Source organism: Komagataeibacter saccharivorans, assembly GCF_004348195.1.
Taxonomy (GTDB): Bacteria; Pseudomonadota; Alphaproteobacteria; order Acetobacterales; family Acetobacteraceae; genus Komagataeibacter; species Komagataeibacter saccharivorans.
Map to the genome: position 1 here is coordinate 1,118,704 of NZ_CP036404.1, position 13,696 is coordinate 1,132,399.

Below are 13,696 nucleotides of genomic sequence, written 5' to 3' on the forward strand. Positions count from 1 at the left end.
AGCCAAGCATGACCCTCAACCTGACCATCCCGCAGCAGAATCATTCCGATTTTACCCCACGCATCACGGTGATCGGGGTTGGCGGCGGTGGTACCAATGCGGTGGACAACATGATCCATTCGCAGTTGCAGGGGGTGGAATTCGTTGTCGCCAACACTGATGCCCAGCAACTTTCGCACAGCAGCGCCGACCGCCGCATCCAGCTTGGCCCGCATCTGACGCAGGGCCTCGGCGCGGGCGCGAAGCCCGAGATCGGTCGTGCGGCGGCGGAAGAGGCATGCGATGAGCTTTCCCGCCACCTTGATGGCGCGCATATGGTGTTCATCACCGCAGGCATGGGTGGCGGCACCGGCACGGGCGCGGCCCCCGTCATCGCCCGCATGGCGCGCGAGCGTGGCATCCTGACCGTGGGCGTGGTGACCAAGCCCTTCACGTTCGAAGGCGGACGCCGCGCGAAATCGGCGGATGCGGGCATTGCCGAACTGCAGCAGTTTGTCGATACGCTGATCGTCATCCCGAACCAGAACCTGTTCCGGCTGGCCAATGAGCGCACAAGCTGGAAAGACGCCTTCAAGATGGCGGATAACGTGCTGTACATGGGCGTACGCGGCGTGACCGACCTCATGATGGCGCCGGGTCTGGTCAATCTCGACTTTGCCGATATCCGCACCATCATGGCCGAAATGGGCAAGGCGATGATGGGCACCGGCGAAGCCGAAGGGGAAAACCGCGCCATCGCCGCCGCCGAGGACGCCATTTCCAACCCGCTGCTGGAAGATACATCCATGGCGGGCGCGCAGGGCCTTCTCATCAACATCACCGGTGGCGAGGACCTGACCCTGTTTGAAGTGGATCAGGCCGCCAACCGCATCCGTGAGGAAGTGGCCGAAGACGCCAACATCATCTTCGGTTCCGCCATTGATACATCGCTGAACGGGCGCATCCGCGTATCCGTGGTGGCGACCGGTATCGACAACCCGCCTTCCCGCGCCACGACCCAGCCGCCGCAGCAGCCTGAAGCCGCAGCGGCCCCGCAGGCGGCCCCCGCCGCCGGGCAGCAGCAGGCGGGCGCACCGACTGCCGCAGCACCGGCCCAGCCGACCACGCCCGCACCGGCGTCACCCGCTGCCGCCCAGCCGGCCGCCGCCACCGCGCAGCAGCCTGCGGCCCCGCAGGCCCCTTCCCCCAACGCGGTCCCGCCGCAGGTTGCACAGGCACAGCGTAGCGCTTCCCCGCGCTCGCCCCTGTTTACGGAAAGTGCGAAGGCCCCCGCTGCCGAACCGCAGCCCGCACCGCGCAGCCTGTTTGGAATCGTGACCGGCGCGCTCCGCCGCCATTCCTCCCCGCCGCCGCAGCACGAAGCGCCCGTGCGGAACGAACCCACCGCAGCCCCGCAGCAGGCCGCGCCACAGCAGGTACAGCCGCAGCCACAGCAGCCTGAACAGGCCGCCAGCGGCAACCCGACGCCGGATGACGGGGGGCTGGACATTCCCGCCTTCCTGCGCCGCCGTTCTTCATAATTCCTGTTCCACGCGGCCTGTTTCATGACAGGCCGCGTGTCCTTGCCGATAGGTAACAATAGGCAATAATCCTTGACTGTCCGAACGGGCGACAAGGCAGTAGCATTACGTCATGCCATCTACTGCGAGTTTTCCCACCCTGCCCTCAAGGATACAGGCGATGAACGCCGCATTGCCGCAGACAGGCGCTACCCTCATGCCTTCCCCCCAACATGACGGGCAGATGCAGCATACCCTCCGCCAGCCGATCCGTAGTGTTGGCACGGGCCTTCATACCGGCGCATGTATTGAACTGCGCCTTTCCCCTGCACCGGAAAATACCGGCATCGTATTCCGACGCACGGATATGGCCCTGCCGCCCATTACGGCACGCTATGACGCGGTGGTTGATACGCGGCTCAGCACGGTGCTCGGGCACGGCACGAACCCGCCGCAGGCTGAACGCATCGCCACGGTAGAACATCTGATGGCCGCCCTGTCCGGCTGCGGCATCGATAACGTGTTCATTGATGTAAACGGCCCGGAAATCCCGGTTTTTGACGGTTCTGCCGCCGAATTCGTCTTCCTGCTGGAATGCGCGGGCATCACGCAGCAGGCCGCCGCGCGCCGGAACATCTACATCCGCCAGACCGTGCGCGTGGAAGACGGCGACGCCTTTGCTGAACTTTCACCCACCACCCAGCCTGGCCTGTCGATTGACATATCGATAGATTTTCCCGCCGCGGCCATCGGCCAGCAGCGTTATGGGGCGCAGGTAGATGCCGCCCTGTTCCGCAGGCATCTGTGCACGGCGCGCACCTTCGTTCTGCAATCCGAAATCGACCACCTGCATTCCGTGGGACTGGCCCGGGGTGGCTCGCTTGACAACGCCATTGTCGTTAACGGGGATAATGTACTGAATCCGGCTGGCCTGCGCCATGCGGATGAATTTGTCCGGCACAAGGTCCTGGATGCGATCGGTGACCTGTATCTGGCCGGTGGGATGATCCATGGCCATTTCCGGGGTCATAAATCGGGACATACCCTCAATAACCGCCTGCTGCGCAAACTGTTTGCAAATCAGGAAAACTGGCGCACGACACGACCGGGCACCCGCACGCGCCTGCCCCAGATCAAGGCCGCATGATGGGAAGGGGCGAAATCCGCACGCGGAGACTTCACCCGCACCCGGCGCATGATATAAAGCTTCCGTAACTGGAAGAGCCGGCATGTTCGTACGCAGATCACGATATACCCCACAGCTATCGCGTAGTACCCGCCACATGGCGCGCTGGATGGCGTTCCTGCCCGCAGCGTGCATGCTGGCGGCGTGCGGCAACAACGCCAGCAGCATCAACGAACGTGCGCCCCGCGTCGGTTCGGCCGAAACGCTGTACAATAACGGCGTGGATGCCCTGCGTTCGGACCGTTTCCTGCTGTCGGTCAATCAGTTCGATACGTTGCAGCGCAACTATCCTTACTCGCCCTACACGGCCAATGCGCAGCTTATGGAAGGCTACGCCAACTACCTGCTGAACAAATATCCCGAAGCCGTGCAGCAGCTTGACCGCTTTCTGGAGCTCCACCCCACCAGCGCGGATGCTGCCTACGCCTTCTACCTGCGTGCGTTATGCTATTATGAACAGGTCGCCGACGTGCAGCGTGACCAGCAGGGCACGGTCGAAGCCATGGACGCGCTGGAGGAAGTCATCACCCGCTTCCCGCAAAGTCCGTACGCGCGTGATGCGCAGCTGAAAATCGACCTGTGCCGTGATCATCTGGCGGGTAAGGAAATGCTGGTGGGCCGCTATTACCAGCAGCAGAATGACTATCTCGCCGCCGCAGGACGCTATCAGCGCGTGGTGCAGGATTTCCAGACAACCAACCACGTGCCCGAGGCACTGGAACGGCTGGTTGAAGTCTATCTGGACATGGGACTGCTGGAACAGGCGCGCAAGACCGGATCGGTGCTGGCCTATAACTATCCCAGCAGCAAATGGTATCATGATGCGTATGACCATCTGCGCGCGCATAACCTGATCAAGGGCGTGGATGGCAAGGACCACAAGCAGGGGCGCAACGTAATCTCGCGGGCATGGCATTCGGTTTTCTGATTTCCGCCAACGACGTTTGCTGAACAGGAATCCTGCATGCTGACACAGCTCTCGATACGGGATGTGGTCCTGATCGAAAAACTGGATCTGGCGTTCCCGCCCGGACTGACCGTGCTGACGGGGGAAACCGGGGCCGGAAAATCCATCCTGCTGGACAGTCTCGGCCTTGCACTGGGGGAACGCGCCAGCGCATCGCTGGTGCGCGCGGGTTGCGAACAGGCCAGTGTCAGCGCCTGTTTTGAAATTACCCCCACCCACCCGCTGCATACCCTGCTGAATGAACAGGGCATCGTGCTGGATGACGTGCGCGAGCCTGTCCTGCTGCGCCGTGTCGTTACGACTGACGGACGTTCGCGCGCCTATATCAACGACCAGCCTGTCGCCGTAAGCCTGCTGCGTCGCGCCGCGACCCTGCTGGTGGAAATACAGGGACAGCATGAACAGATGGGGCTGGCCGATCAGGCCACGCATCTGGACCTGCTGGATGCCTTTGGCGTGGCCCCCGCCCTGCGCGGCCAGACGGGTGGAGCATATCGCAAATGGATCGAAGCCACGGCGGAACTGGCTGCGGCCCGAGCCGAAATGGAAAATGCCGCGCGGGAGGAAGACTGGCTGCGTCAGGCGGTGGAGGATCTGGGCACACTCGCCCCGCAGGAAGACGAGGAAGCCCATCTGGCTGGCCTGCGTCAGGCGCTGCAACAGGGGGAACGCCGGGCGGAAGCCATATCCGCAGCCCTTGCCGACCTCTCGCCGCGTGACCGCCGCGCCCCCGGCCCCGCATCGGCGCTGCGTAACGCCAGCCGTGCGCTGCAACGACTGCTGCCAGCACCTACCGACCTGAACCCGGACGCCATAGGGGCGGATGAACAGGCAGCCGCACAGGAAGCCCTGAACGCGCTGGAACGGGCGGAAGAAGCGCTGGCCGAAGCCGAAAGCCTGCTGTCCCGCCTTGCATCCGATGCACAGGCCGAACCACGCCTGCTGGAACAGACGGAAGAACGCCTTTTCGCCCTGCGCGCCGAAGCCCGCAAGCATGGCGTATCGGTGCCGGAATTGCCGGGCCTGCTTGCCGCCTTCACCGATCGGCTGGCCGCGCTGGATTCGGGCAATATCCGGATCGAGACTCTGGAAAAAACCGTGGCCGAAACCCGCGCCGCGTTCGAAGCCGTCGCCCTTGAACTGACGGGGGCCCGTGAAAAGGCGGCCCGCAGGCTGGAACAGGCCGTCATGGCCGAACTGAAGCCGCTCAAGCTGGAACGCGCCCGCTTTATCGTCTCCCTTGTGCCGCTGGAAGCTGAGGCATGGAATGCACGGGGCAAGGAACAGGCGTCTTTCCTGATCGCGGCCAATCCGGGCCAGCCGCCGGGACCATTGGCCAAGGTGGCGTCCGGTGGTGAACTCTCGCGCCTCATGCTGGCGCTCAAGGTGGTGCTGGCCGGTCGGTCGGCCATTCCCACGCTGGTATTTGACGAAGTGGATTCCGGTGTGGGCGGGGCCACGGCCTCCGCCATCGGGGAACGGCTTTATACCGTGGGCCGCAGCGTGCAGGTGCTGGTAGTGACACACAGCCCGCAGGTTGCCGCGCGTGGTGACGCCCATCTGCGCATAAGCAAGAGTGTGAGCAAAGGCCGGACGGAAACCCACGCCGCCCCGCTGGACGCGCAGGCCCGGCGCGAGGAAATCGCCCGCATGCTGTCCGGCGACACCATTACCCCCGCCGCGCGGGCCGCGGCGGACAGCCTGCTGAAAGGGGACTGACATGCCCCCCCTCGCCCCCCTGCAATCGCTTACGGAACAGGCCAGAATCCTGCTGGCTGATGCCGCCGCCACCGAACAGGACGCACACCATGCAGCACGCCTGCTGGAACGTCTGGCACAGGTGCTGCCTGCACTGGACGCCGCCTATCACCAGAATGATGCGCCCGCTGTCGATGATGCCACCTACGATGCGCTGCGCAGGCTGAATACCGAACTGGAATCCCGCTTCCCCGGCCTGCACCGCGCCGACAGCCCGACCGCACGGGTCGGCGCACCTGCTAGCGGCCCCTTCCACCGCCACCGGCACATGGTGCCGATGCTCTCGCTCGATAACGTTTTTTCACGCGAGGAATTTGACAGCTTCGTCAGCCGTATCGCCCGCTTTCTTGGCCTGACGGATGAACATGCCCACCAGCTTGCCTTTGTGGCGGAACCCAAGATTGACGGCCTGTCCATCAGCCTGACCTACGAACACGGGCGTTTCGTGCGCGGGACCACGCGGGGTGACGGGACGGAAGGCGAGGATGTAACGGCCAACCTGCGCACGATGGGCGATGTGCCTGAACAGCTACCTGCCCCTTTCCCCGATATCATCGAAATCCGGGGCGAGGTTTTCCTGTCCAAACAGGCATTTCTGGACCTGAACGCGGCACAGGAACGCGCGGGCGACAAACCGTTCGCCAACCCGCGCAATGCCGCCGCAGGGTCGTTACGCCAGCTTGATCCCAATATTACGGCCAGACGCCCGCTATCCCTGTTTGCCTATGCCGCCGGTTTTTGCAGCGCGCCGCTACCCGCGACCCATTATGCCTACCTCCGGCAGCTTGAGGACTGGGGTTTCCGGATCAATCCGCTCAACACGCAGGTCTGCAATGCGGCGGATGCCGAATCCTTCATGGAACGGCTGACACGCGAACGTTCGGCGCTGGACTATGACATTGACGGCATTGTCTACAAGATCGACGACCGGGCGCTACAGGACCGCCTCGGCTTCGCGGGACGTGCGCCGCGCTGGGCGGTAGCGTGGAAATTCCCCGCTGAACAGGCGATAACACGGCTGGAAGCCATCGACATACAGGTCGGACGCACCGGCGCGCTGACACCGGTGGCATTCCTGCAACCCGTCAATGTGGGCGGCGTGATCGTGACCCGCGCCAGCCTGCATAATGAAGATGAAATCACGCGCAAGGACATCCGTATCGGCGATCTGGTGCATATCCAGCGCGCAGGCGACGTGATCCCGCAGGTGACGGGTGTTGTCCTGCCGCGCGATGGCGAGCGGGAGCCCTACGCTTTTCCCCATATCTGTCCCGTCTGCGGTGCCCATGCCGAACGCCCCGAAGGCGAGGTCGTATGGCGCTGTTCCGGCGGGCTGACCTGTCCGGCGCAGGTGGTGGAACGTCTGAGCCATTTCGTATCGCGCGATGCGTTCGATATCGATGGCCTTGGCGACCGCACGATTACGGAATTCCATGAACTCGGCTGGCTGCGCACCCCGGCCGATATTTTCCGCCTTGAAGCCCATGAAACCGAAATCGCCAGTCGTGACGGCTGGGGCAAGGTTTCGGCCCGCAACCTTGTCACCGCCATCGCGGCAAGGCGCACCATTGAACTGTCACGGCTGATCTATGCGCTGGGTATCCGGCGCATAGGCATCAACAATGCCCGGTTGCTGGCGCGGCATTACCATTCGCTGGCGAACTGGCGCGAGCAGATGGAAAAGGCAGCCATAATCGGATCGGATGAACGGCTGGAACTGGGTTCCATCACCGGAATCGGCACGGCCATCGCCGATGAACTGGTCGCCTTCTTTGCCGAGGAACACAACCGTACTACGCTGGATGACCTGACCGCACAGCTTACGCAGGTTGTGGACGAGGAAATGGTGGCCGAAGGCGCACTGTCGGGCAAGACCATCGTCTTTACCGGCACGCTGACGACCATGACCCGCCCCGAAGCCCGCGCCGTGGCCGAGCGTCTGGGCGCCAGGGTCTCGGACAGCGTATCGAAAAAGACGGATCTTGTGGTGCTGGGTGAAAAAGCGGGCTCCAAGGCCCGCAAGGCCGCCGAACTGGGCGTCGCCACCATGGATGAAGCCGACTGGCGCACACTGGCTGGCATGCCGCCCGTGACGGCGCAGGAATGACGCACGCGGGTCGGGGCCGCATGGCTGTGGATGCGGCCTTGCATGTCTGTGTCGCGTAACGTTTACTGTCATATCGAACCAGTCATGAAGTAGCAGGAGCAGCCGCACGGGACCGACACGTCATGATGCCGCGATGGGATGCGGCATGGATTATCAGGGGGATAATATTTTATGACAGTTTCAGGACCGCGGGGGCGGTTACTGACAACGCGCCGGGGCCTGCTGGGCATGGCCGGGGCAGCCGGGTCCGGCCTGCTGCTGCCACGTCACGCCACGGCGGCGGACCAGCCCGCGTGGCGCAGGCCGCTGGCGGAATCGGATGCGGTCATTGCCTTTGGCCATACGGGGCCGATTACCGATGGTGGCTGGTCCATGGTGCATGACCGGGGTGTGCAGGCGGTGCGCAGGGCCTTCCCGCGACTGCGTACGATCTATGTCGAAAGCGTGCCCTATTCCGCCGACGCCACGCGCATTTTCCGCCAGTTCGTGGCCGAAGGCGCGCAGATGGTGTTCGCCACTTCGGAATATGGCGATTTCATCAAGGACGTGTCCGACCGCGCGCCCGATGTCGCCTTCATGGAATGTGACGGCAACAACGTAACCGGCAATCTGGGCTGGTATTACGTGGCGCACTGGTATGCCAGCTACATCATCGGCATTGCGGCGGGGCTTATGACGCGAACCGGCAAGCTGGGCTTTCTGGGGTCGTTTCCCATTCCTTCCGTCTATGCCAGCGCCAATGCGACGCTGCTGGGCGCGCAGTCGGTCAATCCATCCATCACGATGCAGGCCATCACCATCAACGCATGGTTCGACCCGCAGGCGGCCACGCAGGCGGCGACGGCGCTGGCCGATAACGGATGCGACTTCCTGTGCGGGATCATGGATGAACCCGCCTATCTGCGTGTGGCCGTGCAACGCGGCCTGAAGGCCGCGATGTGGAATACCGGCATGCTGAACTACGGGCCGGAAGCCTATGTCAGTTCCGTATCGCTGGATTTCAACGATTTCTATGTATCGCAGGTGCGCGACCTTCTGGCGGGCACATGGCAGCCGCAGGGGCGGTTTCTGACACTGGGCCACGGCGTGGACCGCGATGCCTGGGGGCCAAGCGTGCCCGAATCCGTAGCGCGCCAGGCCGATGACATGCGTACGCGCATTCTGGCGGGGTATGTCCCCTTCACCGGCCCGATACATGACAATCACGGGCGGCTGCGCGTGCCTGCTGGCGTCACGCCAAGCGATCTTGACATCTATCACAGCGATTGGGCTGTGGCGGGAGTATCCGGTCTTGAATAAACCGTCCAACCCGAACGGCAGGGCGCCGGGCACACCGCCTGTCCTGCAACTGCGTGGCATCGGAAAATTCTTTCCCGGCGTAATCGCCAACAAGGACGTGGACCTTGATGTCTGGCCGGGTGAAATCCATGCCCTGCTGGGTGAGAACGGGGCCGGCAAATCGACGCTGATGAACGTCGTGACCGGCATCTACCAGCCCGAGGAAGGTGAAATCATCCTTGACGGGTATGGCCAGACCTTTGCCTCTCCACAGGAAGCGATCAGGGCCGGGATCGGCATGGTCCACCAGCACTTCAAGCTGGTGGAAGCCTTCACCGTTGCGGAAAACATCCATCTTGGCTGGGACGAGGCCCCGCGTATCGCCTCCCCCGCCGTGATGGAAGCGCGCACGCAGGAAATTTCGGAGCGTTTCGGCTTTCCCGTCCGCCCCGATGCCCGCGTATGCGACCTGTCGGCGGGGGAACAGCAGCGCGTTGAAATCCTGCGCGTGCTGGCGCGCAAGGCCCGGCTGCTGATCATGGATGAACCCACAGCCGTCCTGACACCGGAGGAGACGCGCGAGCTGTTCCGCGCGCTGCGCGCGTTCCGGGCGCAGGGCAATGCCGTCATCATCATCAGTCACAAACTGGACGAGGTGATGGAGATTTCGGACCGCGTGAGCATACTGCGCGGTGGCCGCAAGATCGGCACGTTCAACACGGCGGACTGCAACCCGTCCATGCTGGCGGCGACCATGGTGGGGCGCGACATCGTGCGCCGCGACATGCGGACCCGACCCGAAGGGGCGGCCCCCATCGCACCGGAACCGATCATGCAGCTACGCCATGTGAGCGTGCGCGACGACCGCGGGGTGGAAACCCTGCGCGATGTCAGCCTTGACCTTCATGGCGGTGAGATCCTTGGTATCGCGGGGGTTGCGGGTAATGGGCAGCGCGAACTGACCCATGTGCTGACCGGCCTCATGGCCCGCACCTCGGGCGAGATCCTGCTTGATGGCGCGCTGGTGGACCGGGCGGACCCCGCCCTGTTTGCCGCAGCAGGCGTAGGCCACATACCCGAAGACCGGCTGCGCAGCGCGCTGGCCCCATCGCTGTCCATTACGGCCAACATGGCGCTGCGTGAATATGCCCAGCCACCGATTGGGCGGCACGGGCTGTATGACGCCACGGCGGCGGGTGCGCTGGCGCACGATATCGCCGGACTGGCGCAGGTGAACATTCCTGACTTCGCCATGCCGATCCGCAATCTGTCGGGTGGTAACCAGCAGCGTCTGGTCGCGCGGCGCGAAATCCGTATCGCCAGCCGGGTTCTGGTCGCGGCCTATCCCGCGCGCGGGCTGGATATCGGGGCCATCGCCACCATGCTGGGTTATCTTACGGACCTGCGCGATCAGGGGGTGGCGGTCGTTTTCATATCGGAAGATCTGGAAGACCTGCTGAATGTATCGGACCGGATCGGGGTCATGTTTCATGGTCGTCTCATGTCGGTGATCCCTGCCGCGGGCGCGGATATCGCTACAATAGGAATGCTGATGGGTGGCCGCGAACCGGCTGACATACAGGCGGGAGCAGCACAGTAATGGCAACACGTGCATTCCAGCGCCTGCCCACCGCCCCGGCCGGGCGCATCCTTATGCTGCGGCTGGTGGCCATTATCCTGTCGCTGTTCATCATCGCCTGCGTGCTGGCGCTATCGGGGCATAGCCCGCTGATGCTGGCGGAACTGATCATACATTCCACCCTCGGGTCGCGCTTCGGGCTGGAGGATCTGGCCCTGTTCATGTGCCCGCTGCTGCTGACCGGCGCGGCTGTTACCGTGTGCGGCACGATCGGGTTGTGGAATATCGGCGCGGAAGGACAGTTCTACGCCGGCGCCATTGCCGCGACGGGGGTGGCCCTTGGCGTGCATGGCTCCGCCCTTGCGGTTCTGCCACTCATGACCATTGCCGGTATCGTGGGGGGCATGGCGTGGATTACGGTACCCACGCTGGCGCGGGCCTATGCGGGGGTGAATGAAATCATCACCACCCTTCTGCTCAATTTTATCGCCTCCCTCCTGACCTATTATCTTACGACCGGGCCATGGCGGGACCGGATCAGCGGGGCGCAGGTTTCGACACAGCGGATTTCGGTCTCCATCCCCGAAATGTGGGGAATCGTGCATTGGGGCTTTCCGGTGGCGATCGTGATCGTGATCGGACTGGCGCTGGTGCTGTCGCGCACGCGGTGGGGGTATGAAATCCGTATTGGCGGCGCGAACCCGGAAGCCGCGCGCTATGCCGGGATCCCGGTCAGGCTGCGCATCATTTCGGTCATGCTGCTTTCCGGCGGTCTGGCGGGGCTGGCTGGCATGTTTGAAGTTGCAGGTACCGTGCACCGGCTTCAGGGCGGGATGGCCAATAATTTCGGTTATCTGGGCATTGTCGTGGCGGTGCTGGCGCGCGGGTCGTGCCTGAACGTGATCCCTGCCGCGCTGCTCATGGCCCTTATCCTTGATTCGGGCATTGTCATGCAGACCCAGCAGCTTTCGGCTTCGGTCATTCTGGCCATTACCGGGCTGATTCTGTTCATGATCGCCATTGGCGACGAACTGGCCCATTACCGGCCGCTGGCCCGGACAACGCCACGGGGTACTGCGGCAGGGAGTAAAGTATCATGATCACGCTGCTGACAGGGATGCTGGCCACCGCCGTTCTGGCCGGTGGCGTTCTGGCGCTGGCCGCCCTTGGCGAAGTGCTGGCCGAACGGGTGGGCGTGACCAACCTTGGTGTGGAAGGGCTGATGGCCCTTGGCGCCGTCAGCGCGGTCATTACCGTGTTTTCCTTCCACTCCCCATGGGTGGGCCTGCTGGTCGCCATAATGGTGGGGGCCGTGGGGGGCATGGTTTTTGCCTTTGGCGCCGTGGTCATGCGGGCCAATCAGGTACTGTGTGGTCTGGCCACGACCTTCATGGGGCTGGGTCTGTCCACCGCGCTGGGGCACAATTATGCCGGACAGCCGGTTGATGCGACATTCGGCCATGTGACCATTCCGCTGCTATCCGCCATACCGGTGATCGGGCCTGCGTTTTTTGCGCAGAATATCCTGATCGTGCCCATCTATGTGCTGCTGCCTGCCCTTGTGCATTTTGTGATGTTCCGCACGCGCCACGGCCTGAACATGCGCGCGGTGGGTGAAAACCCGGCTGCGGCGGATGCGGCGGGCATACCGGTCATGGCCATGCGGTTCTGGTACGTAACACTGGGTGGTGCGATGGCAGGCATGGCAGGCGGTTACCTGACCCTGACCTATGTGCCGGTCTGGTCGGAAGGCATGGTGGCGGGACGGGGATGGATCGCGCTGGCACTGGTGATCTTTGCAGGGTACCGCCCGATCATTGTTACGCTGTCGGCCCTTCTGTTCGGGCTGGTCACGGCCCTGTCCTTTGTCGGGCAGGCCCATAACTGGCCCATTGATCCGGCCTTCCTGAACATGCTGCCCTATCTGGGGACGATGGCGTTCATCATCGTGCCTGTCGTGGTGTGGCACCGCATGCGCCGGGTCATGGCGGCCCCGGCCGCGCTGGCCCAGCCCTATTACCGCGACGTGCGCTGAGGGGCTGTTTCAGTTCCCATGCAGCACACGCGGAGAAGGATTTCCTGATCCGCGACAGGGCATGGCGGGGCGAAAAGCCCCGTCAGACCCCACTGGTCGCACATGGAGACAGCATGATCGGTTATAAAGCCTGCATCACGGGCCAGTACCCTGACCGTGGTGCAGGACATCGGCTGAAATCCGGCGCGCGTAACCTGCCGAATCAAGGCTGTCTGGAAAAATGGCCAGTAGCTTGAGTTCATCTATGTAACGCGCAAGCTGGGTTTTAAGGTCGTTGCCGACAGGGCTGATCCCCAGCACTTCGTGACGCATCATCTGCAAGATTTCGTCCTGGCGCATGCCTTCCACCCTGCCATCCAGCAGGGTCGCGGCCTCGGCCATATGGGTGGGCAGCCAGTGCGCGGCATTATACAACGCCAGCACGAGGGCTACGGCAGCAGATGGGGTCTGTTGCAGCAGATCCGTCGCGACACCCAGCGCAAGATTGGTGCGCCGCGCATACAGGCCGCTGACGCTATTGACCAGTTCGACCAGATCCAGCGCCCGATTGCCCAGCAACTGCCATGCCAGCGGATCATGCACCGCCACGGCATCAACACTGCCCGCCATCAATGCATCATCAATCTGGTCGGGCGGCATGATGATCCAGTTCGGCGCAGTATCGGGATTAAGCCCCTTGCGCCGCAGGATGACGGAAAAGAACAGCCGGTCCGCCATGTCGGCGTTCAGGACCGCAATCCTGCGCCCGGCAAGATCCTCGATCTTGGCAAGCCTGAGCCGCCGCCGTGTCAGCAGGCGGAACGTGCCTGCCTGCAATCCCATGACCAGCCGGGCCGGCAGGTCCGCATTGGCCTGATAGGCCTGCAGCCATGTCAGCACCGGGGCGACGGCGGCCATGCAGCGCCCCGCCTGCAGATCGGCTATGGCGTCACGCCCCGTCTGCGCGCCGGTGCGCAGGATGACATTCAGCCGATACTGCGAAAAGAAGTCCTGCCTCAGCCCGACATTATAAAGCGTTGAAGCCGCGGCATTGGGCCATGACAGGGTCAGGTCATGCGGTTCGCCATCCAGCAGGGCGTCATCGCGCCGGACAAGACGGGCCTGCTGGCGGCTTTGCACCCATTGCGCCCCGACAACGGCGCAGCCTGCCCCGACCAGCAACGGCATGACCGCGCGGCGTAGCAGGCGTGGCGGCTTCGCGTCCGTGTTCCCATCTACCATTGGCTGCGGTTTCTCCTGATCTGCGAAGGTCTTACCGTTCTTTTTCCCGGCATGGTCTCCCTTATT

10 protein-coding genes are annotated in these 13,696 nt (G+C 63.4%); 9 read left to right on the forward strand and 1 reads right to left on the reverse strand.

The annotated features are described in order from the left end of the window. Positions 1-8: 8 nt before the first annotated feature. From ftsZ to KSAC_RS05105, 9 genes are all read left to right on the forward strand, one after another. Positions 9-1,520, forward strand: coding sequence for a cell division protein FtsZ (gene ftsZ / locus KSAC_RS05065; RefSeq protein ID WP_132304561.1), 1,512 nt, complete (start codon positions 9-11; stop codon positions 1,518-1,520). Between the two features lie 160 nt (positions 1,521-1,680). Beyond that, the gene (gene lpxC, locus KSAC_RS05070; RefSeq protein WP_243705351.1) at positions 1,681-2,646 is read left to right on the forward strand and encodes a UDP-3-O-acyl-N-acetylglucosamine deacetylase; all 966 of its coding nucleotides are present in this window, start codon (positions 1,681-1,683) and stop codon (positions 2,644-2,646) included. Positions 2,647-2,728: 82 nt separating this feature from the next. Beyond that, complete coding sequence (locus tag KSAC_RS05075; protein WP_102323360.1) at positions 2,729-3,613, forward strand: outer membrane protein assembly factor BamD; 885 nt, start codon at positions 2,729-2,731, stop codon at positions 3,611-3,613. A gap of 36 nt (positions 3,614-3,649) precedes the next feature. Further along, complete coding sequence (recN, locus tag KSAC_RS05080) at positions 3,650-5,371, forward strand: DNA repair protein RecN (protein WP_132304565.1); 1,722 nt, start codon at positions 3,650-3,652, stop codon at positions 5,369-5,371. 1 nt (position 5,372) lies between these two features. After that, on the forward strand, positions 5,373-7,517 hold the full coding sequence (gene ligA, locus KSAC_RS05085) for an NAD-dependent DNA ligase LigA (RefSeq protein ID WP_132304567.1): 2,145 nt from the start codon (positions 5,373-5,375) through the stop codon (positions 7,515-7,517). 171 nt (positions 7,518-7,688) lie between these two features. Then, on the forward strand, positions 7,689-8,816 hold the full coding sequence (locus KSAC_RS05090; RefSeq protein WP_132304569.1) for a BMP family ABC transporter substrate-binding protein: 1,128 nt from the start codon (positions 7,689-7,691) through the stop codon (positions 8,814-8,816). Then, positions 8,809-10,395, forward strand: coding sequence for an ABC transporter ATP-binding protein (locus KSAC_RS05095; RefSeq protein ID WP_102323356.1), 1,587 nt, complete (start codon positions 8,809-8,811; stop codon positions 10,393-10,395). Before KSAC_RS05090 ends, KSAC_RS05095 begins: the two co-directional genes overlap by 8 nt. Continuing rightward, the gene (locus KSAC_RS05100) at positions 10,395-11,474 is read left to right on the forward strand and encodes an ABC transporter permease (RefSeq protein WP_132304571.1); all 1,080 of its coding nucleotides are present in this window, start codon (positions 10,395-10,397) and stop codon (positions 11,472-11,474) included. Before KSAC_RS05095 ends, KSAC_RS05100 begins: the two co-directional genes overlap by 1 nt. Beyond that, positions 11,471-12,409, forward strand: a complete 939-nt coding sequence (locus KSAC_RS05105) for an ABC transporter permease (RefSeq protein ID WP_102323354.1) — start codon at positions 11,471-11,473, stop codon at positions 12,407-12,409. Before KSAC_RS05100 ends, KSAC_RS05105 begins: the two co-directional genes overlap by 4 nt. Positions 12,410-12,544: 135 nt before the next feature. On the opposite strand, the gene KSAC_RS05110 is transcribed toward KSAC_RS05105, so the two are convergent. Next, positions 12,545-13,630 (reverse strand): ABC transporter substrate-binding protein, encoded by a 1,086-nt coding sequence (locus tag KSAC_RS05110; protein WP_102323353.1) that lies wholly within the window; start codon positions 13,628-13,630, stop codon positions 12,545-12,547. Positions 13,631-13,696: the final 66 nt, after the last annotated feature.

Coding starts and splice junctions, on each gene's coding strand:
- ftsZ (WP_132304561.1), top strand. CDS start 9: ATGACCCTCAACCTGACCATCCCGCAGCAGAATCATTCCGATTTTACC.
- lpxC (WP_243705351.1), top strand. CDS start 1,681: ATGAACGCCGCATTGCCGCAGACAGGCGCTACCCTCATGCCTTCCCCC.
- KSAC_RS05075 (WP_102323360.1), top strand. CDS start 2,729: ATGTTCGTACGCAGATCACGATATACCCCACAGCTATCGCGTAGTACC.
- recN (WP_132304565.1), top strand. CDS start 3,650: ATGCTGACACAGCTCTCGATACGGGATGTGGTCCTGATCGAAAAACTG.
- ligA (WP_132304567.1), top strand. CDS start 5,373: ATGCCCCCCCTCGCCCCCCTGCAATCGCTTACGGAACAGGCCAGAATC.
- KSAC_RS05090 (WP_132304569.1), top strand. CDS start 7,689: ATGACAGTTTCAGGACCGCGGGGGCGGTTACTGACAACGCGCCGGGGC.
- KSAC_RS05100 (WP_132304571.1), top strand. CDS start 10,395: ATGGCAACACGTGCATTCCAGCGCCTGCCCACCGCCCCGGCCGGGCGC.
- KSAC_RS05105 (WP_102323354.1), top strand. CDS start 11,471: ATGATCACGCTGCTGACAGGGATGCTGGCCACCGCCGTTCTGGCCGGT.
- KSAC_RS05110 (WP_102323353.1), bottom strand. CDS start 13,630: ATGGTAGATGGGAACACGGACGCGAAGCCGCCACGCCTGCTACGCCGC.